Below are 23,261 nucleotides of genomic sequence, written 5' to 3' on the forward strand. Positions count from 1 at the left end.
ACTGATGAAGTCTTGAAATTTAATTCTTAATTCTTTTCTTTTTACTTTTTACTTTTACCTTTTGACTTACTAGCCCCCTCTCCCTCATCCCCCAGGAGCTTCACTAGTAGAAAGTTGAGACAATTGGGCGAGGGATAGGTCTTCAACCTCTGGTAACTTTTCTAAAGAGAGGGGAGTCGATTGGGTAGCACCCGATAAGCGTTTTAAAAGGCTAGGCCTGGGGTCATGTAACAGGTAAATAATGCGATCGCCAATTTCCCAATCTTGGTTAGCTGGTATTACCTGTAAACGTTCTTCTCGTTCTACCAATAGCGGTATCAACACCCCAGTCCGAATCTTTTCTTGGATGCGATCGCATTGAGTAGAAAACTCCAACTCATCTAGCGTAGTTGTCCCTAACTTGACGCGCCCATCATTCAAATATTCATTCCAAGTTTTAATCGCTAAGTCTGGAATAAAAGCTTGATTAACTTTATTACTAACCGAAATATTCGCTTGCGGATCGCGCGGGAAAACAGCTAAGACGCGCGGCGGCTTAAATTCCTCAGCTGCTCGTTGAGCCAAAACAAAATTCACCTCGCCATTACTTGTCATAGCCAAAAAAGTACCCATAGAGGCAAGTCCTGCCTCTTCCAAAACAGCAGCATCAAGCCCACTGCTAGCAATCACCCGCAGATTTTGCGCCTCGGCTTGCACAAGACATTCGGGGTCAGTATCAATCATGACCACGTTTTCTCCCCGTTCTTGAAAGAAGCGGGCAATCAAAAGACTTAACGGATTACAACCCACAATCACTGCCCCAGTTACGTCTTTGGAAGTGATTTGCAGCCATTTAGCAACCCAGCCAGCTGTTAGCCCTTGGCAGACAACAGTCATGATAATTGTCAGGAAGACTAAAGCTTTAATGGAATCACCGCCGTTAATGCCGCGCTGTGTCAGCGAAATCGCAAAAAAAGAAGCTACGGAGGCAGCAACAATTCCTCTAGGAGCAACCCAGCTTAAAAACAATTTTTGTCGCCAGTTTAAGTCACTGTTCCAAGTACACAAGAGGATATTAATTGGGCGAACGACAAACATTAATACCAAAACAGTGAATAAACTACCCCAACCTAAAGCAAACACACTGGCAATGGATAGGTCAGCAGCTAATAAGATAAATAGCACCGAAACGCTGAGAATTGTCAGCTGACCCTTAAAGCTCCGCAACAGACGTTCTTCTGGGACTGAGGAGTTAGCAAAAACTGCTCCTGCAACTACTGTTGTCATTACTCCCGATTCACTGCGGATCATTTGCGATAAGGTAAACAGGCTCCAAAGTATCGCCAACACCACTAAGTTTTTTAGCTCGAATGACAGAAAACTGGCGCGTTTAAAAATCAAACTCATCAGATAACCGCCAGCACCACCAATTGCCGCACCAACACCCAGGCGGATCAGCAAACCGACGATCGCATTGATAGGGTCAGCATCGCCGTTCAAAATGGTATCGAGAACAACGAAGGCGAGGATAGCTCCTACAGGGTCAATTAAAACCCCTTCTCCTTCCAAAAGTGTTGCCACTTGCCGATCGACATTGATTTGTTTTAGCAAAGGCCCAACCACGGTTGGGCCTGTAACCACAACGATGGAAGCATAGAGAAAAGCTATGTTCCAGGGAAATTCACCCAGCCAGTGAGCAGCCATACTCCCACCAAGCAGTGTGATCAGCGTTCCTAGAGTGACGAGCAATTGCAGGCTGACTGAAACTCTACCTAACTCACGCAGATCCAAGTTAAGTCCGCCTTCAAACAAAATGATTGCCGTTGCTAGGGCAACAATCACTTCCAATCCAGTGCCTAGCAAATGGGGATGCAACAGCCCGATGCCATCAGAGCCAAAGAGGATGCCCAACAGCAATAACAAAACAATGCTGGGTATCCGAAAGTATGCAGCCAGCACTTGGGCGCTAATGCCTGCAAGGACGGCGATCGCCATCTGTAGGGTGATTTCAAAAGATGCTTCCATGTTGTAGATTTTGAGCCATTTATTTCAAAATCTTTTGTAAAAAACCGTAGATATTAACTCTACAGGGTACAACATCATACCCTTTGTTCCTTGCTGTATTTAGCGTTTTTTCGATCTGAGCGTCTCTCAAAGTCCCGAGCGCCGGACGTTGATGCACCCAGCGGCTTTCCGCAGAAGCATGTACGGACTTTTTTGTGTGTCTTCATATCTTTGTATCCTTTTCAAGCATTTGACTCCACCCAGTTTAGCTGTCACAAACTTTTTTTGGCAAAAGCTGTTGACAACGCCCAGGAAATTGGTTACCTTATAAAAGGTCTGAGTCCGATGCCCCCATCGTCTAGAGGCCTAGGACACCTCCCTTTCACGGAGGTAACGGGGATTCGAATTCCCCTGGGGGTACTTAAAAAATAATAAAAAGCAAAAAATACTTTTGCTTGAAGTCTAAGAAGCAAAACTATCATCCAGGCTTTTTCCTGAATGATAGTTTAACTATGCATATGGTTCTTGACTCGCTAACTCTTCTACGCGTTGGTGAATAGCCAGGAGATTTAACCGCAAATCTTTGCTTAGGCGATTTTCAATGATTCCCACTGGCATAGTGAGTTTAGGCCAAACTTGAATTGTGTAGCACAGATTTGTTCCTACATACTCGCCAAGGGAATAAGGCTCTAAGCACCAGCTACCAGAAAAGCCTTTAAAATCTCCCTCTACCATGCGGAAATTAATTTCTTTGGGGAAGTATTCTTCCAAATCCAGAACCACCCGCGCACAAAAGTTGAAGTTCAGTAACCGCTGAGAGCCTACTTGCTCCAGTCGAATCCCACCATTGGGATGCTCGATTAGGCGACTCTTGGCAAGGTTGGGGAGAAAATCAGGCAAGGCTTCATAATCTGTCAGAACCTTCCAGATTTGTTCCACTGGTTGAGGAATTTGGACTTTAGCGGTAATTTGTCGCTGTCGCTCTGCTATTTTCTCAATTTCGACTTCTACCTTCGCTGCCAAAGCGACTGCATCAGCAGTAAAATCCCCTTCGAGGTTGATGTCATCACTAGGAGACTGGAAATCAAGGTTCTCTGTTGCGTTCTGTTTTTTAGTCACTTTCAGAATTATGGTTTGCTTTCGTCAGAAAATTGGGGCAGAGTCAGGGTGAAGCAAATTTCGCTCTGTTCAGAATCCGAGATTGGGAGACTTTCAACAGCGATCGCTCCATTCAAATGCTGCACTAAAGACTTGACTAGAGCAAGTCCCAAGCCAGTTCCTGGAGTCCAACGCCCTTTTCCGCGACGGAACTTGTCAAAGATGTAGGTCGCTTCTTCTTCGGAGATGGCACGTCCTGTATTCGTTACCTTCATGATAACTTGATCAATTTGTTGATCAACTCGATGAGAAGCTTGCAAGTGGACGATAGTATCATGCTCTGAGTATTTACAGGCATTTGTTAACAACTCTTGCAGGATGCGGTCAAAACTCTCCAATTCAGTTTGCAGTTTTAGCGAATCCTCTGGTAAATCTACAGCGATCTTTAATCCCTTCTCTGCGAGTTTTTTCTCAAAAGATGCTGCTATATCCTGGATTCTAGTATTTAAATCTATAGATTCTAATTGCGGGGCTTCGTGAGGCGACTCTAGTTTCTGGAGTGTCAACAAGTCATTAATCAAGTTGATTTCCTTTGAACATTCCTGCTCTAAGATATCCAGATATCTAACTTGGCGTTCTGGTGCTATTCCTGGCAAACGCAAGTTACGAATTGACATCAGCATATTTGTCAGCGGATAGCGCAAGCGATCGCTCATGTTGCTCAAAAACTCATCTTTGAGTTCATTGAGTTTCCGTAGCTGCTCAACATACTGGCGGGTTCTTTCATGCAATTTTGCTTGGAGTTCCAGACTACTCTGGAGTTTTGCCGTCCGCTCATCTACCAAAGTTTGCACTTGGCGCAGTGTCTGTGACTGAATTATGGCGTTACTCACTTGAGCACAAACCATTTCTACAAGATTTAATTCTGCTGCTTGCCAACTGCGAATCACAGATTGTTGTAGCACCAAGAATCCTAAGATTTTACCTTGACTCTCTAATGGCACTAAAAGTACCGCAGGCAATTCCTCTACTGCAAATAATGGAGCAGCTGACGAGGTCTCGTTTTGTTCTGTATAGTCATCAAAGATTACTGGTTTTCCAGAATCTATGAAGGCACGCTGACATAAACCACAGTCTGAAACCAAGAAAGACTGATCTAAGTTGTCTAGTTTAGTAGTGCGGGAACTTTGTGTTTCCTTAGCCCATTCACCGACTACTCTAGCTTTCGCTTTAGGAATTTGTTTTTTAGCTTGAGTCCTAAATAGTGGATCTGTATATTTTAGTAATATGAGCAAACCCCGATCTGCCTGTAGAGATTCGGCAGTAGAGGCGATAACTAACTGGAGCATTTGATTAAGCTCCAAGTTGCTGCGACTCAATATAGTTAATTGCTTGATCAAGCTTTGATACTGCTTGCTCTTTTGCAGGTACTGCTCTTGATGAGCAATTAGTTGGGCTTGTGCTATGCGAGAAAAAGCGATCGCACAAGCCGACTCCACTTCTTTGAGCAATTGTTTTTCTGATTCACTCCATTCGTATGGTTGGAATTTAATCAGACTAATCACTCCATTATTATTGCCACTAAACCGGGTGGGAATTGCCAAAACTGCTTTTATCGGTAGTGGCAAATATTGACACCCAATTACCAAACTGTTCTGGATGATAGAAATATCTTCAATAGTCAATGGTTCAGCAGCACATTGCAGCACTGGCGAGTGCATAAGCAACTGTTCCATCGAAAACATTTCTTCTGGGTGTGGCAACCCTAGATACTCATCAGCACACCAATTACTAGTAGTTGCTTCGTCGGATGCCTCACCCGTCACTGAAACCAAGCAGCAGCAATCTACTTGAAAAGCAACTCCTAGCAATTGGGCAATATCTTGCAGCATCAATGCCGTCACCGAGCTATTGGCAATGATCTGGTTAATTTTTTGTACCAACTCGCGGGCAGGTTCTTCCTGATGCTGCATCAGCTTGACTTGGTAAGGTTGTAGTCGATCTATGCCATCTACGTAATGTGGCGGCGACGATAAAGGCTTTTTCATTATTGGCACGCCCTCGGATAATAACCCCATTGTTTTTGCACCCAACTTCTTGGCATATTCTTCACCGTTAGTTGTGTTGCTACATCCTGATAATTGACAAATATTGTATGAATACTTTCTCTCACCTGTTATAGCCCTTTTCTATCTCAGATGGCCAAATTCCCACTGTATCAAGCAAATTGCTACATTGGTACATAAGTAATAAAATACTTAAGATATCCTATAAATGCTTCAGTTAGCTTATTTTTGACTGCTCTAGATTGAAATAATTTACTAACTTTATCCCGTCTGTAAGTATACATAAACCGTAATTTCTCTGGAATTACAGCAAAATTGCCCTTTCTATCACGTAAAATTACTTAACTTGCTTTATAAATTTTTATTAAAATTTGTAAAGTAAGTTAGTAGGTTTAACAAGCTACTTTTTTGTCTCCGTAACTCTCAGTAAAATATTAACGAAGCTAAATTTTGAATGCAGCCCAATTATTATTGCTAATAATTGGGCTGCATTCGTCTGAATATAAGACTATCCAGCCAAACTCTCGACACTCAGAGGAACCATATCGCCATTCCTCGTCAGTCCTAACAACATTGGTTCTTGGGGTTGAATTAGTTGGCCTGTCAGTACACAGCGTTCTTCTTGCTGAGCTGTGGCAGCTATGCTAGCTCGAATGTCGGTTCGCGAAAATCGAGGCTTCCACTCACCTGATTTTTGCTGGACATAATTCCAAAGGATATCTCGGATCAGAGCTTGATATCCCTGATTCCCAGCTATTTCTTTGAGTTTATCTTTGAGTTCCCGCTCTAGGCGGATGCTGGTAACTTCCATATCGGTGGTTGGGGTGCGGGCGATCGTATGCATCACTTTTTCTCCTTAAAGGTATAGACAGGATAGTAATACAAGTGTAGTATGTTTAAAGGAATGTTCAATAGGTGAAATTTTCTGTGAAATCCATTTACCCCATCTCCACTTCTTTTTGCGCTACCAATTGCCAAGCCGGTTGGGAATCAGCTGCTATGGGAGTGGAGTATTTATTTATGGGCGATGGTAGCCGAAATCATGGGCAAATCACAGAGGGTAATTATGATTTTAGAAATCTCAGCATTAGTGCGCTGATTGCAAAACCAGAACTAGATGAACAAAGCGGGGGGTACAGACAAAGGAATACTGTACCGATATGAGACCAGAAAATTTTCCGGTCAATTCTAACCCCCGCTTCACCGAAAACTTGAAGCGGGGGTTTTTTTATAAGGAGTTAAGCTGTGACGATATCTTCCATGCGCGGCGCGAACGCAATGCAAGTGTTAGAGCAATCTGTGGTGGTGTTTTCTCAAAATTACTTGCCACTATGTCGAGTCAATATCAAGCGGGCGATTGTGCTGTTAGTAACCAACAAAGCTCAACCACTGGGTTTTACTACAGAAGCCGGATGGCAAGTTCACTCACCCAGTTTGGTAATTGATGTGCCAAAACACATTCGCTTGACAATCACTTCTAATGAGCGGATGTGGAAAGTTCCGCCTGTGAATCGGCGGGAAGTGTTGCGACGAGACCATCACAGTTGCCAATATTGCGGCAGCGCCAAACATCTAACGCTAGATCATGTGATGCCGCGTTCTAAAGGCGGTTCTCACACTTGGGATAACGTAGTCGCAGCTTGTGAAAGATGTAACTCCCGTAAAGGCGATCGCACCCTGTTTGAAGTTGGTATGCAACTGCGTACCAAACCAAAAGCACCAATGCACCCCGCGATTTCTTTTGCTGAACAGTTTTGGATAGATATGCAAGCAAACCTGGAATAACAGGAGAGCATAAGGAATGCTGAAATTAACTTACACTGAAAGCAGTTTTGATTTGGAATGTCTCACTCTGTCGCTAGAAGAATGGGTAGCACAGCGAGTGATTTTAGCCCTGCGAGTTGGGCAAGGTTTATGCATTGAACCCAATACCGCTTCCTTTTTGCTTCCTGTTGATTTGCCAGGAGTAGAAGTACTCAGGGCTGAGGTAAAAAGAGATGATAGAGGAATCATTGCCCTTTGTGCCTGCGATACCGAATATATGGAAGTCACCCTGCGGGGTTCTTGGCTATCAGATAGTTCTAAGGATGCTGTCGGTGTGTTTGTCACCACTATGAGCGATCGCGCTGAGTTCTTTTTGCACAAACTTTGGCAAGAAGCTCAAGAAAGTAGTGCTTCTGTCATGAGCGAATAAACGAAATAGGAGGGTGAGGAGAATTTCTCACCTTTATTGCTCCATTTGCAGCAGTTCAGGAATTGTCACAAATCGGTAGCCTTGCTGTTTGAGTCCACTGATGATGTGTGGCAAAGCTTCTACAGTTCTTTGGTGATTGCCACCACCATCATGCATTAAAACAATGAAACCAGGTTTCGCGCCTTTCAGGACATTATTTACAAATGCCTGCGGTTTGGCGTGAGGATCAGTATCAGCTGAAGTTAGTGACCACATAATTACAGCGTCTTTCTGGCTTTTGGCGTAAGCGGCTAGTCCGTTGTTTAAAAAGCCTCCAGGAGGACGAAACAGAGCAGTTTTGACTCCTGTGGTTTTGTATATCAGATCAGCTGTGCGATCGATTTCACTCTTGGCTGTGGCTTCATCCATTCGCCGATACCAATGATGCCAAGTATGGTTGCCAATGGCGTGTCCCTCAGCTACCTCACGCTTGGCTAGGTCGGGATTTGCTTGCAAAGCCTGTCCTACCCAAAAGAATGTTGCCTTAACATCATTTTGCTTCAGGATATCCAGCATTTCTAGGGTTGTCTTCGGCCAGGGCCCATCATCAATCCCTAGAGCAATAACCTTTTCGTTATTCCTGGGATGTACCTGATAAACTGTTTTTCCCTGAAATTTAGCTGGGACTGTAAAGGTAGGGTTTTCTACTTTGGCTGGCGGTAGTTGGGCATTAATTAGGCCCTTTCCTGGATGAGCTTGAACTTGTGCAATATGGATTTTGCTTATTGGCTGATTCAACCCCAATTTTGGGGAGATGCCTGGGGTAATACTACAAGCTGTAATCGTAGAGGCGATCGCGACAATACTAATTATCTGTTGTCGCTTCAAGGAGTTGTCTGTCACGTCAGGCTTTTAAAAACTCAACCAAGCATAACTGTAGTTTTATTTTTCAGAGTCGTTAATTAAGTTCAAACCTAAGCGTAGAAGCTTTTTTAGACAACTTTAAAAATTTTTTCTGAAACCCCTTGACACCTCTTGTAGTATTTTGTAGTATAAATGTAGTGGAGCTGGAAACAAGCTTCCCAAGAGTCAAAGTTATGTTCTACATACAACTAAAGGACAGGCGTTGGAATAAACCAAAGTCCCCAGTCAATAAAGCTGTTCCTACTTGTAAACCATCGGCAGTAGAAGCAATAAACGAAAAAAGTTCTAAGTTTGCACTCATCAAAACCACTGAATATATCCGTAATACACAACAGGCTTGCTACCTAGAGTGTTGGTTGTTTTCCTAACAGTTTCTAACAGTAAATTTTCTGAACCTTGAAAACTAAATAAGAAATGGGCAAGTTCACCAACAAAATTTGTGCCTAAAAACCTAAAATTTTAGGCACAGATTCCAAAAAATCGGGGTGTAGCTCAACTGGCTAGAGCGTTCCGTTGTCTGCGGAAATGTTGCGGGTACCCTGCGGGAAGCAAGCTACAAGTCCCGTCACCCTGGTTGTAGTCCTGTAGGCGAATAGTTTAAGCCGTCAGTTTCTCAAACTGAAGATTGCGAGTGCGAATCTCGTCGGGACTCCCAAATGGTCAGGTAGCCAAGTTGGTAAGGCGTTGGTCTGCAAAACCGATTAGCGCGGGTTCAAATCCCGCCCTGACCTCTGGTGCGAGCAGTGTAGCTTAACCAGCAAAGCCCCAGGTTCATACCCTGGTATATGCGGGTGCAAATCCCGCCGCTGCCACCAAATGCAGGGATGGTGTAATGGCAACACCTCGTGACTCCAAATCCGATGTTCTAGGTTCAAATCCTAGTCCCTGTGTCAGACAATTTTGAATTTTAGGTTTTAAATTTTTAATCTAAAATTCTGCAAATTATGCCCTCGTGGACGAATGGTTAAGTCAGTGTTCTTTCAAAGCACAGATGCGAGTTCAATTCTCGTCGAGGGAATGATTTATGGGTCGGTGGCCGAGTCTGGCTGAAGGCGACAGTCTGTAAAACTGTTCTTTTTTGCACGCAGGTTCAAATCCTGCTCGACCCACTATGGAGAGGTGGCTGAGTGGCTAAAAGCGTCCTCCTGCTAAGAGGAAACGGGTAGTTAATATCCGTCGCAGGTTCAAATCCTGTTCTCTCCGTTTTGAGAGTGTGGTGTAACTGGATAACATCTCAGTCTACGAAACTGAAGAATTGAGGGTTCAAATCCCTCCGCTCTCGTCATCATCTCTTCTCCTTATCCCCCGGTAGCTCAGTTGGTAGTAGCGCCTGTTTGAAGAACAGGAGGTCGTTGGTTCGATTCCGACCTGGGGGGCTTCGTTGCCTCATAGCTCAATGGTAGAGCAAGCGGCTGTTAACCGCGCGGTTGTAGGTTCGAGTCCTACTGAGGCAGCCATTCATTGCCGGGTGGACGAATTGGTAAGTCGCATCGCTCTGAACGATGAGGTTGCAGGTTCAAACCCTGCCCTGGCAATAAAGCCCTGTGGTGTAATTGGCAACATAGCGCCCTTTGAAGGCGAAGATTCCAGGTACCCTTCGGGAAGCAAGCTACGAGTCCTGGTGGGGCTGCCAAACTCTGCTCTTGTAGCCCAACTGGAAGAGGCTGCCGTCTCAAAAACGGTATGTTGTGGGTACCCTGCGGGAAGCCGCTGACGCTCCTTCTCTGCGAGACGCTACGCGAACGTCGCTACCGCTTCGCTAATGCGTCTACGATTCCCACCAAGAGTACCAAAATTTGCTCCTGTAGCCCAATTGGAAGAGGTGACAGACTTAAAATCTGTTTGGTTGTGGGTTCGACTCCCACCAGGAGTACCAACGGGATGTAATTCAGTGGCCAGAAGCCATGCTTTGGGAGCATGGAGTCGCAGGTTCAAATCCTGCCATCCCGATATGCCCCTGTGATGGAACAGGCATACGTGCTGGAATCAGAGTCCAGATTTTGCAGCTACCCTACCCTTCGGGAACGCCTAACGGCGAACGGGAAGCCGCTTCTCTACGAGACGCTTCGCCAACGCGAACGCGTCTACAAATCCTGTCAGGGGTACTAAGCTCTCGTGGCGGAACGGAAGACGCACTAGACCGAGGATCTAGTTTTTTGCAGGTTCAAATCCTGTCGGGAGTACCAAAATATCTGGGTGTGGCGCAGTTGGTAGCGCGGGAGTTTCGGGAACTCCAGGTCGTAGGTTCAATCCCTACCACTCAGACTTTGCCCTTGTAGCCCAACGGAAGAGGCGCTTCACTTAGAACGAAGAGGTTGCTGGTTCAAATCCAGTCAGGGGTATTGGTGAATATGCGGGGATAGAGCAATGGTGGCTCGTGGGGCTGCATAACCTGAACATCGGCAGGTTCAACTCCTTGCCCCCGTCACCAAAAACAGTGCTGGTGTAGCTCAATTGGCAGAGCAACTGACTTGTAATCAGTAGGTTGCAGGTTCAATTCCTGTTACCAGCTTGTTGATGTGGGTGTGATGTAACGGCAGCATGAGACGTTTCCACCGTCTTCGTGCGAGTACCCTGCGGGAAGCAAGCTACAAATCTCGCCGTCCGCTCTGAACTTGCGGGTGTGATGTAATCGGTAGCATCTGAGTGCGCCACACTCAGTGCGTGGGTTCAAGTCCCTCCACTCGCTTGCGTAGTCCTGTAGCTTCAACGGTAGAGCAAGTGCCTTACAAGCAAGAGGTTGCAGGTTCAAATCCTGCCAGGACTACCAAATATTGGGAGTGTAGCTCAATGGAATAGAGCTTCGAGCTTCTACCTCGAAAGTTGTGGGTTCAAGTCCTACCACTCCCGCCTAAACAATTCAAAAGTTAAAAGTCAAAAGTCAAAAGAATGAATTTAATTATTTCTCTTTCTTTTTAGTTTTTACTTTGCTCTTTTTACTTGTTTGATGGGGTCATAGCTCAAATGGCTAGAGCGCCTGCCTTGCAAGCAGGAGGTTATGGGTTCAATTCCCATTGATTCCACTGATGGTGTCTGAGGCCAAAGTGGTCGAGGCGCTGGTTTGTGGAACCAGTCATAGCGGGTTCAAGTCCCGTCAGATACCCCTCAATGGAAGATGCTGCTGAATGGTCGGCAACCAAGCTTGAACCTTGGAGTACAGGCAACTGTAGGGGTTCGATTCCTCCGTCTTCCTCTTTTTCCACCTGAAGCCGAAAAGCGAGGCGCTGTGCTGATAACACAGAAATAGGAGGGGCAGTACCTCCCTGGTGGATTTATATCTAGTGTTGGTGTTACAACATTTACGATGTAATACGATCGCACTTGCTCATTTCTTTTTCAAATTAACTAGGGTGGTTGGCATATCGGCTGTGCAGCGGGCTTTTAACTCGCAGAAATAGGTTCGACCCCTATACCACCCATTATGAATAGGAACTAGCGATCGCTAGTTGAGCATGTTGCAATAATACATCTTTATCCAGAGCATGTATGGCATATTGCGGTGTTACTGCCAGTAGTTTCTCAATTCTTTCTCTAGCTGCTTCTACCACTGCTTCATCTAAGCTACCGTTACTGAGCGAATCAGCAAAATCTTCAGCAATCCGATAAGTTTTTTCAATAGATGATGAGTTGATATTGCGCGAAACAATAAACAGGTCGCAGCCTGCATGAAATGACCGCGCCACAGTACCAGCTTTCATAAACATATCTGAGATAGCTTTCATATCCAAATCATCAGATACAACCACTCCCTCAAAGCCAAGTTCCTCTCTAAGTATGGTTTTGAGAATAGCCTGGGAAAGCGTTGCTGGCACATCAGGATCTATCTTGGGAAATAAGATATGGACAGTCATAATCAAAGGAATCTGTACTTCGATTAAAGCTCTGAAAGGTACAAGTTCTCGAAGTCGCAGGTCTTCTAGAGTTAAATTCAGTATTGGTAGCTCAATGTGAGAGTCCTTGCTGGTGTCTCCATGTCCGGGGAAGTGTTTGGCGCATCCCAAAATTCCTGAATCTCGAAGTCCAAGATAGTAGTCACGCGCACCTTGAGTAGCTGTTTCAGGAGTGTTACCAAAGGCGCGAGGCCCAATCACGGGGTTATCGGGATGGGAAAAAATATCTGCTACAGGTGCCCAAGATAAATTAATTCCCAGCGATTTTAATTCTACCGCTGTGGCTTTTGCTACTTCATAAGCTTGCGATCGCAGCAACAACGCATGAGGAAATCGCGTGATTGGGAGTGGTGTACGAATGACACGACCTCCTTCATGATCCAGAGTCATAAACATCGAATCACGTTCAGTATATTCTCGTATCTCGTTGTTTAAATCTTTGAAGCTCTGGAGCCAAACCTGATAAGGTGTGCAATCCAGAAAGTTCTTCGCGAAAAAAATCACCCCAATCGGCTTTAATTCACTGAGTGCGCGTTTATCGTCATCGCTTAATGTAGTGCCGGAAACACCCAGAATCAGGTGATGCCCAAAGCGTTTTAGCTCCTGCGATACACTCATAATCTTTTACCTATAAGTTCTGCGGTAAACAACTGAGTTGTTTAATCTAGAGGACATAAACTTTTATCCTACATCCTTATGGGGATTGGGGAGCTTTCAAGGGGAGGTTTTTATTCTCGTTCCTATACCGAGCATGGGAATACATTTAAGGGGCTGCAACCTAAGAGAATTAAGCCAAAATATTCAGTATAATTACTGGTGCTGGTAAAAATTAGTTTTTTCGCAAAAGCATTCTGCTATTTCAATATATCTTTGCTCTGTTACGCCATCAAAAAAACTCCATAATGACCCAAAATTATTGGCAATAACTGCTAGCTACTTCACTGTTTAAATACTTAAATAAAATATAATTGGTCTTGATTTTTACTGTATTGATGTATTCACTGTAGAAAAATATATAGTAAATCAACTAGCAGTCTTTAAGCATTGCCCTAAATATTTAGTCAGGGTAAATACACGGATTAGCAAAGAAAGCAACTACTTTAAGACAACATTTAGGATTAGTTATTTTCAGTCATAGGAATTACTTTTGTTTCCCTAAATTTCTTGTGCGTAAATCTAGATGAAATGCTTGCCCAAACCTATTGCCAACAATGGTATTGGCAATTTGCTTGGCTAGGCGCGCGTAGGTAAAATTCCTTTTGGCAAAAGTTTTTGAGGGAAGCGATCGCACAATGACTGCCAAATGTAACGGTTTGCAACGTATAATGAGAACGACAAAACCATTAAGAAATATTGAAGGGCATTAGGGTTAAATGCGAGTAGCGATCGCGGGTGCTGGTCTAGCAGGACTTTCCTGCGCGAAATATCTCACGGACGCAGGTCACACTCCCATTGTCTTGGAAAGCCGGGACGTACTGGGTGGTCTGGTTGCGGCGTGGAAAGACTCTGACGGCGACTGGTACGAAACCGGGTTACACGCCTTCTTTGGGGCATATCCTAATATGCTCCAATTGCTCAAGGAGTTGGGCATTGAAGATAGACTCCAATGGAAAGAGCATACGCTGATTTTCAATCAACCAGACAAGCCTGGGACACTCTCACGTTTTGACGTTCCAGATATTCCATCGCCTTTCAACGTCATTGCATCGATTCTTCGCAACAAAGACATGTTGACTTGGGAGCAGAAGATTCGATTTGCAGTTGGTCTACTTCCCGCAGTAGTTCGGGGTCAGAAGTATGTTGAAGACATGGACAAGTACAGCTTCTTAGAGTGGTTGAAAAGGCAAGGTGTTGATGAGCGAGTAACGAGTGATGTTTTTATCGCCGCATGTAAAGCGCTCACCTTTATCAATCCTGATGAAGTTTCGGCAACGATTCTCTTAACTGCACTGAATCGTTTTCTGCAAGAACGATATGGCTCCAAAATTGCATTTTTGGATGGTTCTCCCACAGAACGTCTATGCAGCCCGATCGTAGATTACATCACAGAACGCGGTGGAGAAGTGCGGTTGAATGCCCCCTTGAAAGAAATTTTGCTCAACGCCGATGGCACGGTAAAAGGATACTTGATTCGAGGCTTAAATGGGGCAGAAGATGAAGTTTTGACGGCTGATGTGTATGTATCTGCCATGTCAGTCGATCCTTTGAAGGCGATGTTGCCTAAACCTTGGAAGCTGATGGAGTTTTTCCAGAAGCTAGAAGGTTTGGAAGGAGTACCAGTGATTAACCTGCATCTGTGGTTTGACCGGAAACTTACAGAAATCGATCACCTACTTTTTTCGCGATCGCCCCTCCTAAGCGTTTATGCTGATATGAGCAATACCTGCCGTGAATACGCCAACCCCAATCGCTCGATGTTGGAATTAGTTCTAGCTCCTGCAAAAGATTGGATTGCCAAATCCGATGAGGAGATTGTGGCTGCAACGATTGCCGAGTTAGAAAAACTCTTCCCCGACCACTTTGGGGGAGACAATCCAGCAACATTGCTGAAATCTCATGTGGTGAAAACGCCCCGTTCAGTTTACAAAGCGACCCCTGGTCGTCAACAGTACCGTCCCGCACAAGTTACGCCCATTGCCAACTTCTATCTCGCAGGAAGTTATACCATGCAACGCTACTTAGGCAGTATGGAAGGTGCCGTACTTTCTGGTAAGCTGACAGCGCAGGCGATTTCTGAGGCTCTCCCGGTAGCAAATTCCTCAAACCTGCAAACGCTCACCCGACCGCCCGCAACGAATGCTGCAACTGCCTGAATCCCCCGCGCGCATGAAAACGCTGGTCTCTGTAGACGAGTCATACAAACTTTGTCGGCATCTCACAGCAAAGTATGCCAAGACTTTTTACCTGGGTACTTTGCTCATGAGTCCGGTAAAACGTCAATCTATTTGGTCAATTTACGCTTGGTGTCGCCGTACAGATGAATTGGTGGATGGGCCCGCATCTGCTATTACCACGCCAGAAACCCTAGACCTATGGGAACAGCAGCTGGAATCAATTTTTGCGGGACGCCCATTAGAAAATTACGATGTCGCTTTAGCTGATACCCTCCAGCGCTTTCCGATGGACATTCAGCCCTTTCGGGATATGATTGCCGGTCAGCGCATGGACTTATATCGCAGTCGTTATGAAACCTTTGAGGACTTATACCTCTACTGTTACCGCGTTGCTGGCACTGTTGGCTTAATGTCAACAGCAGTTATGGGTGTGGATAGCACCCTATACACAGCTCCGTGGCATCAGAACAAACAACCTTATGTTCCCACAGAAGAAGCGATCGCTCTGGGAATTGCCAATCAACTCACCAACATCCTGCGGGATGTGGGAGAAGATGCCAAACGGGGACGGATCTACATTCCCCTTGAGGACTTGGCAAAATTTAACTACACCGAGCAAGACTTCTTCAAAGGTGTGGTAGATGAGCGTTGGCGGGCACTCATGCGCTTTCAAATTGACCGGGCCCGCCAATTCTATGCCACGTCCGATCGGGGAATTACTCGTTTAGCATCCGATGCCCGTTGGCCCGTGTGGGCAGCATCAATGTTATATGGACAGATTTTGGAGGTGATTGAACGCAACGATTACGATGTGTTCAGTCAGCGGGCTTACGTTCCCCAGTGGAAAAAGTTACGCACTTTGCCCTTAGCTTGGATGCGATCGCAAGTCCTTTGAGCAACTAGTCATTTGTTCTTTGTCATTACTGATGACCAATGACAAATGACTATTGACTCTCACCAACACATCTGCTAACATTATTATTCGTGAGTCAGGAGAGGTGGCTGAGTGGTCGAAAGCGGCAGATTGCTAATCTGTTGTACGGCAGGCAACTCCGTACCGAGGGTTCGAATCCCTCCCTCTCCGTTTTTCGGACTTTAATACACGGAGTATATTCTGTGTAAAACAATAATACTAATGTAGTGGTAAATATTTCTACTCCCAAAGATGGATGATATGATTTATCCTTTGGAGTCTTGATAAGATCCAGCTAACTTACAAATTTAGTTTGAATCTTAATTTTAGACTCCTAAATATCTGAGGAGTAAAAATTACCTATGAGAAAAATTAGCGCCGCCTTAACCTTAAGTATAGCTACCTTAGGAATTGGGTTCCTTGCTGGGGCTTGTGGTGATACTAGTACCTCCAATGGCACAGCTAACAACGGAAGTACCGCTACCCCAGCGGCAAACTCAACTATTACAAGCAGTGCTAAAGGACTAAAAATTGGTTCCCTGCTACCGACAACAGGCGACTTGGCTTCTGTGGGACAGCAGATGCTAGGTTCTGTGCCTTTACTCGTCGATACGGTCAATGCCTGCGGTGGGGTGAATGGCGAACCAGTTACCTTGGTGCAAGTAGACGACCAAACCGATCCCAGAGCGGGTGCAGCAGGTATGACTAAACTAGCAACTTTAGATAAAGTGGCAGGTGTAGTTGGCTCCTTTGCCAGTAGCGTTTCTAGTGCAGCAGTCTCAATTGCCACGCCGAATAAAGTCATGCTGGTTTCCCCTGGTAGTACCAGTCCTGTCTTTACTGAAAAGGCTCAAAAAGGCGACTTTAAAGGCTTTTGGGCGCGTACTGCTCCCCCCGATACCTACCAAGCACTAGCTTTAGCCCAACTTGCCAGAAAAAAAGGTTTCAAGCGAGTTTCTACAGTTGTGATTAATAACGACTATGGGGTTGGCTTTGAAAAAGCATTTGTGCAAACTTTTGAAAAATTGGGTGGGACCATCGTTAATAAAGATAAACCTGTCCGCTACGACCCGAAAGCCCAGACATTTGATACAGAAGCGGCGGCGGCTTTTGCTGGTAAACCAGATGCAGTCCTGGCCGTACTGTACGCTGAAACTGGTAGTCTGTTCCTGAAAGCCGCCTATCAGCAAGGTGTGACGAAGGGAGTGCAGATTCTGCTTACAGATGGGGTGAAATCACCTACTTTCCCAGAACAAGTTGGCAAAGATGGTGATAAATTTATTTTAACTGGAGCGATCGGTACAGTACCTGGTTCCGATGGTAAAGCGCTAAAAGCTTTCAACAAGCTGTGGAAGGATAAAAAGGGTGGTGCACCAGGGGAATATGCTCCTCAAGCTTGGGATGCGGCTGCCTTATTGACGTTGTCAGCACAAGCAGCCAAGGAAAATACAGGCGTTGGCGTAGCCAGCAAAATCCGTGAAGTTGCTAATGGGCCTGGAACTGAAGTTACCGATGTCTGCGAGGGACTGAAGTTGCTGAAAGAGGGTCAAGATATCAACTACCAAGGAGCCAGCGGCAACGTAGATGTTGATGCTAATGGTGATGTGGTCGGTGTTTACGATGTCTGGACGGTAGGAGATGATGGACAAATCAAGGTGATTGACAAAGTTACCCCTAAATAGAAAGTTAGGAGTTATGAGTTATGAATTTAATCTTAATAACTCTTAACTCCTGTAGAGACGCGATTAATCGCGTCTCTACTCCTAACTTTTAAAACCCACTGAAGTTGTAACCAACTCCTAACAATAAGCCCACGTCAGTTTGATCGAAAAATCCGGCATTTATAGCAGCTGTTGCCGTAAATTGAGGAGTTAGAGGCACATCAATGCCACCGGACACCAAAAAGGCAAATTGCGAATCATCACCAGTTTTGTAAGCTGCACCCACTCCCACGTAAGGTGCAATGGGCAACGGTTCGCTAAAAGCATCTGCTGACTGGAAGGTAAAATCGTAAGTGATAGGAAGTAGAACTGTGGTGTTGTCCCCAAATACGGCTGAGGGTCGCACTGATATAGAATTTGTCAGTCCGATTTTGCTGACTACCGCAAAGTTACCGTCGCCTAAAGACGTTTCACCACCACTCAAACCAATGTTAGCAGCGACGCCAACATAGCTGCTGCCGCCACGGGTAGTTCTACCTAAATCAATATCCGATTGCGCCACTTTGGGGGCAGATAGTTGAGTAGTAGTTTGAGAAGCCGATTGTACAAACTCAGAAGTGAGCGTCGCAGATGAGGTTGCCACTGTGCCTGGAATGGGTGTAAGTGTTACACTGGCGTTTTCCTGGATCGCAGTGTCGGGGAACTGCTGTGCCTTAGTCAAACTTGTTACTGTAAACGTTTCAGTTGTTTCTGTAGAGAGATTTTGGCTTGCAGTGTCTACTTCTGTACTAAACTCGTTGGGAGACGCTACGGTTACGGAAGGGTCGGTTAATGCCTGACTGCTCACCTTGTCGACTGTCTGAGCACTAACAGATAAGCCACTACTCAGGACTGCAAGAGCAGCTATACTTGGCAACCAAAACACACCTTTACGAAGAAAAATAGTATTCACATTCACTCCTAAAACAAAGTTGCCACGAAAAATAAAGGTTTTTGTTGATTTAAGTCAACAAATTCGGGCAATACTCAAAATTTAACACCAAAAAATCGGTTTTTCCAATTTGACTTTGCTGGATCTATCTACCTAATATTTAGGAGCAAAAAATTAAATACCATATCCTAAATATCTGGAATTTGACAGATGACAAATAGGCTCTTGGCTTCAACTAAATAGTCTATTTGTTGAAGAGGCGATCGGGATTGCAAAAACTTTTACTAAAAAACTTAGTCTACATCAACACCAAACTTTCTTGGTCTTGGTGCTAACTGTTCAACACATTGGCGTTTCTAGTGTAACTCTCGTTGAGAAGTTAAAAGCATTTGGCTTTATCTCACAGGTTCTGGAGCTAGTTGAGATGAGGGGTCTGGAGGGCGATTATATTAATTGGAACGACAGAATAATGACTCTATCGGCTTAATAATAAATACGAGAAAAAAACTCCTCCTACCAGGGTATGAATTTTTTGGGCATTGGTCACTCTTCCTCATGCCCAATGCCCACAGTGATGACTATAGGAAAAGGGCTTCTCGTAGCATCTGTTGGTCTATTTACGCCATTTGTACTAGGAATTGTACTTTGTAAAAATAAAAGTTAATTGTGAAGTGATATTACAAAGCTTGCAAAAATATTTAGAAATTGTCTACAAGGCAAACATGGTTCTAAGGTAGAACCTATTAGGAGAGACTTGAGGCAAATGTGATGAGCGGAAATAATATTCAAAAGTATCGGTTTGTCTGTACCCTGACTTTCGGTGATATCTACGGTCAAATAATTGTTTGGTTGATTACAATTACCCTAAGTTTGGCATCAGCTTTGGCGCTGATGGGTGCCAAGCGACCTGTGTACGCTTTAGCAACGGCGGGTCTTGTCGTTCTGCTATCGCTACCTTTCTTGTTGTTTGCGTTTGTCACTACCTTGTTAAATCATATTGAAGTCACTCCTGTAGGACCGGGAACCAAAATGGAACCCATGCCAGGTAATGTGTCTCAACAACAACCTGTACAAGCAACTAGCTAGAGAGTTAGAAGTTATGAGTTCAGAGTTATGAGTCACTCCATCTGTCCCATAACTCTTCATTTTTAACTTTTCACTCCTAATTTCAAAATTTGTAATAACATCCCTGTCTATAGGCAGGGAATTTTTTTGTAGAGACGCTACTGTTGCAACCCACTGCCTGATTAATCACGTCTCTACAATAGAACAGCAGTAGTTTGCAATCAGGGGGCTAATTATGTTGGAACACGATGTGATTATTGTCGGGGGTGGATTAGCAGGATGTCGCGCTGCTGTGGAAATTGCCCGCACTGACCCCAATTTAAATATTGCTGTGGTTGCCAAAACCCACCCAATTCGTTCCCACTCGGTTGCGGCTCAAGGTGGTATGGCTGCATCGCTGAAAAATGTTGATTCCGAAGATAGTTGGGAAGCACATGCTTTTGATACTGTCAAGGGTTCTGATTACTTGGCAGACCAAGATGCTGTGGCAATTCTTGCCCAGGAAGCACCAGATGTGGTGATTGACTTGGAACACATGGGCGTTTTGTTTTCTCGCTTACCCGATGGGCGCATTGCCCAACGGGCTTTTGGCGGACATTCCCACAACCGCACTTGCTATGCTGCTGACAAGACTGGTCACGCGATTTTGCACGAATTGGTTAACAATTTGCGGCGTTATGGGGTGCAAGTTTATGAAGAGTGGTACGTGATGCGTCTCATTTTAGAAGAAAATGAGGCGAAGGGTGTGGTAATGTTCAATCTTTTGAATGGGCATATAGAGGTTGTGCGGGCTAAGGCGGTGATGTTTGCCACAGGAGGCTATGGTCGCGTTTATAATACCACCTCTAATGATTACGCTTCTTCTGGTGATGGTTTGGCAATGACTGCGATCGCAGGTTTGCCCCTAGAAGATATGGAATTTGTCCAATTTCATCCCACTGGTTTATATCCGGTAGGGGTGCTGATTTCAGAAGCGGTACGAGGAGAAGGAGCGTATCTCATCAACTCCGAAGGCGATCGCTTTATGGCGAACTATGCACCTAGTCGCATGGAACTCGCTCCTCGTGATATTACCTCACGCGCGATCGCTTACGAAATTCGCGCCGGACGTGGTATTCATCTTGATGGAAGTGCTGGAGGTCCCTTTGTCTATCTGGATCTGCGCCATCTGGGCAAAGAAAAAATTATGAGTCGCGTTCCCTTCTGTTGGGAAGAAGCCCATCGCCTAGTAGGTGTTGACGCCGTAACTCAACCGATGCCAGTCCGACCGACAATTCACTATTGTATGGGTGGTATCCCAGTTAACACCGATGGTCAAGTCCGTAGTAGTGGTGATGGTTTAGTTGATGCTTTCTTTGCTGCTGGTGAAACCTCTTGTGTTTCCGTACATGGTGCTAATCGCTTGGGGAGTAATTCCCTGCTGGAATGCGTGGTTTATGGTAAGCGGACTGGGGCTGCGATCGCTAAATTTGTGCAAAAACGTAAGTTACCCTCTGTAGATGAGCAACGATATGTAACAGAAGCCCAGCAACAAATTCAAGCTTTGCTAGAACAACCAGGAGAGTACCGCATTAACCAAGTCCGTCAAGCTTTCCAAGATTGTATGACTGAGTACTGCGGTGTTTTCCGCACTGAGGAATTAATGACTGAAGGTTTGCAGAAACTACAAGAAATACAACAAAAATACCCTCAAATTTATTTAGATGACAAAGGTAGTTGCTGGAATACAGAACTCGTAGAAGCTTTAGAATTGAGAAGTTTGATGGTAGTAGGGCAGACCATTTTAGCATCAGCCCTAAATCGTCAAGAAAGTCGTGGCGCTCATTTCCGCGAAGATTATTCCGAGCGAGATGATAGAAATTTTCTCAAACACACAATGGCTTACTATTCACCAGCAGGAATTGATATTCAATATCGACCGGTGGCAATTACTATGTTTGAACCAAAAGAGCGGAAGTATTAGCCAAAGATAAATTTATCTGAGAAATCGAGGTGATGACAAAAATTTTGTCCACCTCGATTAATAGCAGTAAGTGCGAAGATATTTTCTCTATGCAGTAAAATTCTGACTATAAAAACAAGATTTTTATTTAAAATATGAGCGGTTCACAAACTTGGTATATTGTCAAGCGTTCTGCTGGAAACTGTGAAATTATCCCCAGCGACCAAGTTGGCGACGATAATCTAGAAATTATAGAACAGTGGGGGCCTTTTAGTTCGCAAGAAGAAGCGATCGCTCGGCGTGTCGGACTTATTAGGGCTGGCAAGTGCCAACCAGTTTAAGTTAGGAGTTAGAAGTTGACACTGAAGGTTTTTATTCCCAACTCCTCACTATTCACTCCTAACTTTATTCCTGCTTCTTCATTTTTCTGCTGTAGGTGTACCCTTAGCAGCAATTTTTTTACCTATCACTTCCACCGCTTTAGCGAATTGAGGATCTGCGAGAGTAGCGAGTTTGTCGCGTTCACGGAGCCACAAATTCTCCATCTGCTGTTTGGTCAAATCCACCTTCACATCTGGCGAAATGCCTTTGTGATTGATGTCTGTACCATTAGGGGTGTAGTAATGAGCAATTGTCACCGCCAATCCTGAACCATCTTCCAGGGGACGTACCGATTGCACTAGTCCCTTACCAAAGGTTTGAGTACCGACCAAAGTAGCACGCTTATTATCCTGCAAAGCCCCTGAGAGGATTTCACTGGCACTGGCTGAACCTTTATCTACCAGCACCACCAATGGTTTAGTGGTCAAGGCTCGTCCGTTTGCCTCTTCCTTTTCTGCCTCTCCTTGGCGTTCAACGGTGGAGACAATCTTACCTTTATCTATCCACATCCGAGCAATATCCACACTGGAGAAGAGTAAGCCGCCTGGATTACCACGCAGATCAAGGATATATCCAGCTACCTTTTTGCTTTCTAAATCTTTGATGGCAGTTTGCATTTCTTTACCAGCATTGGCGCTGAACTGGTTCAAACGAATGTAACCAAGATTCCCTGCTGGAGTTTTCTTTTGGGAAAACTTAACTGGATGGATTTCAATTCGCGCCCGTTTGATATCAAACTGTTTTGTCTGACCGTCGCGCTGAATGGTCAGACTGACTTGCGTTCCTGCTTCACCCCTAATCAAGGATACTGCCTGATTGGTATCCATTCCCTTAGTATCTTTGCCGTCGATTTTGAGGATGACATCTTTCGCCAAAACACCAGCTTTAAAGGCTGGTGTATCTTCGATTGGCGCAATTACGACCAATTGCTTGGTTTTTTCATCTTGACTAATTGTGATCCCAATCCCTGTGAGTTCTCCAGAGGTATCCACTTGCATATTTTTGAATTCTTCTGGATCCATAAATCGGGTATACGGATCTTCTAGCTTTTTCAGCATTTCCCGAATGGACTTATACGCTTCCTGCGGATTACTGTAGGACTTGCTCAAGTACTCCTTACGAACAGCCTGCCAATCTACCTGATTAAAAGTACCGTCTACATACTGGCGCTGAACAATTTGCCAAACTTCATCTACCAATTCTTTGGGACTTGCTTTAAATAAAGCCTGACCTCGCGAGTGAATGCCAAGGCTAGTAACAGCGATCGTGGAGAGTGTCACTGCCGTAGCACCCAAAACAAGCCTACTTTTTGTAATCACCATAATGACAGCTGCGTCAGAGGGAAAATTTATAGTCAGTATGCTCAATCTAACACAGGCTACCACTGTACAGACCGAGAT

General features: G+C 44.8%; 18 protein-coding genes and 29 tRNA genes. 38 read left to right on the forward strand and 9 right to left on the reverse strand.

The features are described from left to right. Positions 1-84 precede the first annotated feature (84 nt). The gene (locus RM347_RS26815) at positions 85-2,004 is read right to left on the reverse strand and encodes a cation:proton antiporter (RefSeq protein ID WP_322719759.1); all 1,920 of its coding nucleotides are present in this window, start codon (positions 2,002-2,004) and stop codon (positions 85-87) included. A 326-nt stretch (positions 2,005-2,330) separates the two neighbouring features. Between RM347_RS26815 and RM347_RS26820 the strand changes: the two genes are divergently transcribed. Beyond that, positions 2,331-2,403 (forward strand) — tRNA-Glu (locus RM347_RS26820). A 90-nt stretch (positions 2,404-2,493) separates the two neighbouring features. Here the strand turns inward: RM347_RS26820 and RM347_RS26825 are convergent. From RM347_RS26825 to RM347_RS26835, 3 genes are all read right to left on the reverse strand, one after another. Then, positions 2,494-3,102, reverse strand: a complete 609-nt coding sequence (locus tag RM347_RS26825) for an SRPBCC family protein (protein ID WP_322719758.1) — start codon at positions 3,100-3,102, stop codon at positions 2,494-2,496. A gap of 8 nt (positions 3,103-3,110) precedes the next feature. Further along, on the reverse strand, positions 3,111-5,129 hold the full coding sequence (locus tag RM347_RS26830) for a GAF domain-containing sensor histidine kinase (RefSeq protein ID WP_322719757.1): 2,019 nt from the start codon (positions 5,127-5,129) through the stop codon (positions 3,111-3,113). A 526-nt stretch (positions 5,130-5,655) separates the two neighbouring features. After that, the gene (locus tag RM347_RS26835; RefSeq protein ID WP_109011785.1) at positions 5,656-5,991 is read right to left on the reverse strand and encodes a hypothetical protein; all 336 of its coding nucleotides are present in this window, start codon (positions 5,989-5,991) and stop codon (positions 5,656-5,658) included. Between the two features lie 71 nt (positions 5,992-6,062). Here RM347_RS26835 and RM347_RS26840 point away from each other — a divergent pair, with 71 nt between their 5' ends. From RM347_RS26840 to RM347_RS26850, 3 genes are all read left to right on the forward strand, one after another. Continuing rightward, positions 6,063-6,311 carry a hypothetical protein gene (locus tag RM347_RS26840; RefSeq protein ID WP_322719756.1) on the forward strand — a complete coding sequence of 83 codons (249 nt, stop codon included), beginning with the start codon at positions 6,063-6,065 and terminating at the stop codon, positions 6,309-6,311. 114 nt (positions 6,312-6,425) lie between these two features. After that, positions 6,426-6,932, forward strand: coding sequence for an HNH endonuclease (locus RM347_RS26845; RefSeq protein ID WP_322719764.1), 507 nt, complete (start codon positions 6,426-6,428; stop codon positions 6,930-6,932). A gap of 16 nt (positions 6,933-6,948) precedes the next feature. After that, entirely contained in the window at positions 6,949-7,341 is a 393-nt protein-coding gene (locus tag RM347_RS26850) for an alr0857 family protein (protein WP_322719755.1), read from the forward strand. Positions 7,342-7,374: 33 nt separating this feature from the next. On the opposite strand, the gene RM347_RS26855 is transcribed toward RM347_RS26850, so the two are convergent. Both RM347_RS26855 and RM347_RS26860 read right to left on the reverse strand, forming a co-directional pair. Continuing rightward, positions 7,375-8,223, reverse strand: coding sequence for a polysaccharide deacetylase family protein (locus RM347_RS26855; protein WP_322719754.1), 849 nt, complete (start codon positions 8,221-8,223; stop codon positions 7,375-7,377). Positions 8,224-8,422: 199 nt separating this feature from the next. Further along, positions 8,423-8,545: a hypothetical protein gene (locus tag RM347_RS26860; protein ID WP_322719753.1), complete on the reverse strand. Its 123-nt coding sequence runs from the start codon at positions 8,543-8,545 to the stop codon at positions 8,423-8,425. Positions 8,546-8,725: 180 nt separating this feature from the next. On the opposite strand from RM347_RS26860, the gene RM347_RS26865 reads away from it, so the two are divergent. The 27 genes from RM347_RS26865 (at position 8,726) to RM347_RS26995 (ending at position 11,663) form a co-directional block, all read left to right on the forward strand. After that, positions 8,726-8,818, forward strand: a tRNA-Asp gene (locus tag RM347_RS26865). Positions 8,819-8,822: 4 nt separating this feature from the next. Continuing rightward, a tRNA-Glu gene (locus RM347_RS26870) sits at positions 8,823-8,899 on the forward strand. A 3-nt stretch (positions 8,900-8,902) separates the two neighbouring features. Continuing rightward, positions 8,903-8,975: transfer RNA gene (locus RM347_RS26875), tRNA-Cys, on the forward strand. An 8-nt stretch (positions 8,976-8,983) separates the two neighbouring features. Next, a tRNA-Met gene (locus RM347_RS26880) sits at positions 8,984-9,059 on the forward strand. A gap of 3 nt (positions 9,060-9,062) precedes the next feature. Next, a tRNA-Trp gene (locus RM347_RS26885) sits at positions 9,063-9,134 on the forward strand. Positions 9,135-9,191: 57 nt separating this feature from the next. Beyond that, a tRNA-Glu gene (locus RM347_RS26890) sits at positions 9,192-9,262 on the forward strand. 8 nt (positions 9,263-9,270) lie between these two features. Continuing rightward, a tRNA-Tyr gene (locus RM347_RS26895) sits at positions 9,271-9,353 on the forward strand. A gap of 4 nt (positions 9,354-9,357) precedes the next feature. Continuing rightward, positions 9,358-9,447: transfer RNA gene (locus tag RM347_RS26900), tRNA-Ser, on the forward strand. 4 nt (positions 9,448-9,451) lie between these two features. Then, positions 9,452-9,526: transfer RNA gene (locus RM347_RS26905), tRNA-Arg, on the forward strand. 20 nt (positions 9,527-9,546) lie between these two features. Beyond that, a tRNA-Phe gene (locus tag RM347_RS26910) sits at positions 9,547-9,620 on the forward strand. 6 nt (positions 9,621-9,626) lie between these two features. After that, a tRNA-Asn gene (locus tag RM347_RS26915) sits at positions 9,627-9,701 on the forward strand. A gap of 5 nt (positions 9,702-9,706) precedes the next feature. Then, a tRNA-Gln gene (locus RM347_RS26920) sits at positions 9,707-9,779 on the forward strand. 3 nt (positions 9,780-9,782) lie between these two features. Next, positions 9,783-9,877 (forward strand) — tRNA-Gln (locus tag RM347_RS26925). A 6-nt stretch (positions 9,878-9,883) separates the two neighbouring features. Then, positions 9,884-10,036: transfer RNA gene (locus RM347_RS26930), tRNA-Leu, on the forward strand. A gap of 6 nt (positions 10,037-10,042) precedes the next feature. Next, positions 10,043-10,120, forward strand: a tRNA-Leu gene (locus RM347_RS26935). Between the two features lies 1 nt (position 10,121). Beyond that, positions 10,122-10,194 (forward strand) — tRNA-Pro (locus RM347_RS26940). 159 nt (positions 10,195-10,353) lie between these two features. Then, a tRNA-Leu gene (locus tag RM347_RS26945) sits at positions 10,354-10,430 on the forward strand. A gap of 6 nt (positions 10,431-10,436) precedes the next feature. Continuing rightward, a tRNA-Pro gene (locus RM347_RS26950) sits at positions 10,437-10,509 on the forward strand. 4 nt (positions 10,510-10,513) lie between these two features. Continuing rightward, positions 10,514-10,586, forward strand: a tRNA-Leu gene (locus RM347_RS26955). A 97-nt stretch (positions 10,587-10,683) separates the two neighbouring features. Further along, a tRNA-Thr gene (locus tag RM347_RS26960) sits at positions 10,684-10,756 on the forward strand. A gap of 105 nt (positions 10,757-10,861) precedes the next feature. Beyond that, a tRNA-Gly gene (locus RM347_RS26965) sits at positions 10,862-10,933 on the forward strand. A gap of 5 nt (positions 10,934-10,938) precedes the next feature. After that, a tRNA-Val gene (locus RM347_RS26970) sits at positions 10,939-11,014 on the forward strand. Positions 11,015-11,020: 6 nt separating this feature from the next. Further along, positions 11,021-11,094: transfer RNA gene (locus tag RM347_RS26975), tRNA-Arg, on the forward strand. A 99-nt stretch (positions 11,095-11,193) separates the two neighbouring features. Further along, a tRNA-Ala gene (locus tag RM347_RS26980) sits at positions 11,194-11,267 on the forward strand. Between the two features lie 6 nt (positions 11,268-11,273). Beyond that, positions 11,274-11,347 (forward strand) — tRNA-His (locus RM347_RS26985). Positions 11,348-11,354: 7 nt separating this feature from the next. Next, positions 11,355-11,437: transfer RNA gene (locus tag RM347_RS26990), tRNA-Ser, on the forward strand. A gap of 155 nt (positions 11,438-11,592) precedes the next feature. Beyond that, a tRNA-Lys gene (locus RM347_RS26995) sits at positions 11,593-11,663 on the forward strand. On the opposite strand, the gene RM347_RS27000 is transcribed toward RM347_RS26995, so the two are convergent. Beyond that, a complete protein-coding gene (locus RM347_RS27000) occupies positions 11,664-12,752 on the reverse strand; it encodes a glycoside hydrolase family 3 protein (protein WP_322719752.1) in 1,089 nt (362 codons plus the stop codon). It lies immediately after the preceding tRNA gene. Positions 12,753-13,507: 755 nt separating this feature from the next. On the opposite strand from RM347_RS27000, the gene pds reads away from it, so the two are divergent. The 4 genes from pds (at position 13,508) to RM347_RS27020 (ending at position 17,563) form a co-directional block, all read left to right on the forward strand. After that, positions 13,508-14,947: a 15-cis-phytoene desaturase gene (gene pds / locus RM347_RS27005; RefSeq protein WP_322719751.1), complete on the forward strand. Its 1,440-nt coding sequence runs from the start codon at positions 13,508-13,510 to the stop codon at positions 14,945-14,947. Further along, positions 14,931-15,863: a 15-cis-phytoene synthase CrtB gene (gene crtB / locus RM347_RS27010; protein WP_322719750.1), complete on the forward strand. Its 933-nt coding sequence runs from the start codon at positions 14,931-14,933 to the stop codon at positions 15,861-15,863. The genes pds and crtB overlap by 17 nt, the downstream gene beginning before the upstream one ends. Positions 15,864-15,960: 97 nt before the next feature. Further along, positions 15,961-16,052: transfer RNA gene (locus RM347_RS27015), tRNA-Ser, on the forward strand. Positions 16,053-16,243: 191 nt separating this feature from the next. After that, positions 16,244-17,563 carry an ABC transporter substrate-binding protein gene (locus RM347_RS27020; protein WP_322719749.1) on the forward strand — a complete coding sequence of 440 codons (1,320 nt, stop codon included), beginning with the start codon at positions 16,244-16,246 and terminating at the stop codon, positions 17,561-17,563. A gap of 88 nt (positions 17,564-17,651) precedes the next feature. Here the strand turns inward: RM347_RS27020 and RM347_RS27025 are convergent, their stop codons facing one another. Next, on the reverse strand, positions 17,652-18,494 hold the full coding sequence (locus tag RM347_RS27025; protein WP_322719748.1) for a hypothetical protein: 843 nt from the start codon (positions 18,492-18,494) through the stop codon (positions 17,652-17,654). Between the two features lie 747 nt (positions 18,495-19,241). Between RM347_RS27025 and RM347_RS27030 the strand changes: the two genes are divergently transcribed. The 3 genes from RM347_RS27030 to RM347_RS27040 all read left to right on the forward strand — a co-directional run bounded on the left by RM347_RS27030 (position 19,242) and on the right by RM347_RS27040 (position 21,821). Then, entirely contained in the window at positions 19,242-19,559 is a 318-nt protein-coding gene (locus RM347_RS27030) for a hypothetical protein (RefSeq protein ID WP_190732038.1), read from the forward strand. A 214-nt stretch (positions 19,560-19,773) separates the two neighbouring features. After that, positions 19,774-21,501 carry a succinate dehydrogenase/fumarate reductase flavoprotein subunit gene (locus tag RM347_RS27035; protein ID WP_322719747.1) on the forward strand — a complete coding sequence of 576 codons (1,728 nt, stop codon included), beginning with the start codon at positions 19,774-19,776 and terminating at the stop codon, positions 21,499-21,501. 134 nt (positions 21,502-21,635) lie between these two features. Next, positions 21,636-21,821, forward strand: coding sequence for a DDE transposase family protein (locus RM347_RS27040; protein WP_322719746.1), 186 nt, complete (start codon positions 21,636-21,638; stop codon positions 21,819-21,821). A 78-nt stretch (positions 21,822-21,899) separates the two neighbouring features. Here RM347_RS27040 and ctpC read toward each other — a convergent pair whose 3' ends face one another. Then, positions 21,900-23,183, reverse strand: coding sequence for a carboxyl-terminal processing protease CtpC (gene ctpC / locus RM347_RS27045; RefSeq protein ID WP_322719745.1), 1,284 nt, complete (start codon positions 23,181-23,183; stop codon positions 21,900-21,902). Positions 23,184-23,261: the final 78 nt, after the last annotated feature.

The organism is Nostoc sp. ChiQUE02 (genome assembly GCF_034531305.2).
Taxonomy (GTDB): domain Bacteria; phylum Cyanobacteriota; class Cyanobacteriia; order Cyanobacteriales; family Nostocaceae; genus Nostoc.

What these genes read in the sequence shown, in the direction of transcription:
- ctpC (WP_322719745.1), bottom strand. Translation starts at nt 23,183, where the DNA reads ATGGTGATTACAAAAAGTAGGCTTGTTTTGGGTGCTACGGCAGTGACA.
- RM347_RS27000 (WP_322719752.1), bottom strand. Translation starts at nt 12,752, where the DNA reads ATGAGTGTATCGCAGGAGCTAAAACGCTTTGGGCATCACCTGATTCTG.
- pds (WP_322719751.1), top strand. Translation starts at nt 13,508, where the DNA reads ATGCGAGTAGCGATCGCGGGTGCTGGTCTAGCAGGACTTTCCTGCGCG.
- crtB (WP_322719750.1), top strand. Translation starts at nt 14,931, where the DNA reads ATGCTGCAACTGCCTGAATCCCCCGCGCGCATGAAAACGCTGGTCTCT.
- RM347_RS26830 (WP_322719757.1), bottom strand. Translation starts at nt 5,129, where the DNA reads ATGAAAAAGCCTTTATCGTCGCCGCCACATTACGTAGATGGCATAGAT.
- RM347_RS27040 (WP_322719746.1), top strand. Translation starts at nt 21,636, where the DNA reads ATGAGCGGTTCACAAACTTGGTATATTGTCAAGCGTTCTGCTGGAAAC.
- RM347_RS26845 (WP_322719764.1), top strand. Translation starts at nt 6,426, where the DNA reads ATGCAAGTGTTAGAGCAATCTGTGGTGGTGTTTTCTCAAAATTACTTG.
- RM347_RS26850 (WP_322719755.1), top strand. Translation starts at nt 6,949, where the DNA reads ATGCTGAAATTAACTTACACTGAAAGCAGTTTTGATTTGGAATGTCTC.
- RM347_RS26815 (WP_322719759.1), bottom strand. Translation starts at nt 2,004, where the DNA reads ATGGAAGCATCTTTTGAAATCACCCTACAGATGGCGATCGCCGTCCTT.
- RM347_RS26835 (WP_109011785.1), bottom strand. Translation starts at nt 5,991, where the DNA reads ATGCATACGATCGCCCGCACCCCAACCACCGATATGGAAGTTACCAGC.
- RM347_RS27030 (WP_190732038.1), top strand. Translation starts at nt 19,242, where the DNA reads ATGAGCGGAAATAATATTCAAAAGTATCGGTTTGTCTGTACCCTGACT.
- RM347_RS27020 (WP_322719749.1), top strand. Translation starts at nt 16,244, where the DNA reads ATGAGAAAAATTAGCGCCGCCTTAACCTTAAGTATAGCTACCTTAGGA.
- RM347_RS27035 (WP_322719747.1), top strand. Translation starts at nt 19,774, where the DNA reads ATGTTGGAACACGATGTGATTATTGTCGGGGGTGGATTAGCAGGATGT.
- RM347_RS26860 (WP_322719753.1), bottom strand. Translation starts at nt 8,545, where the DNA reads ATGAGTGCAAACTTAGAACTTTTTTCGTTTATTGCTTCTACTGCCGAT.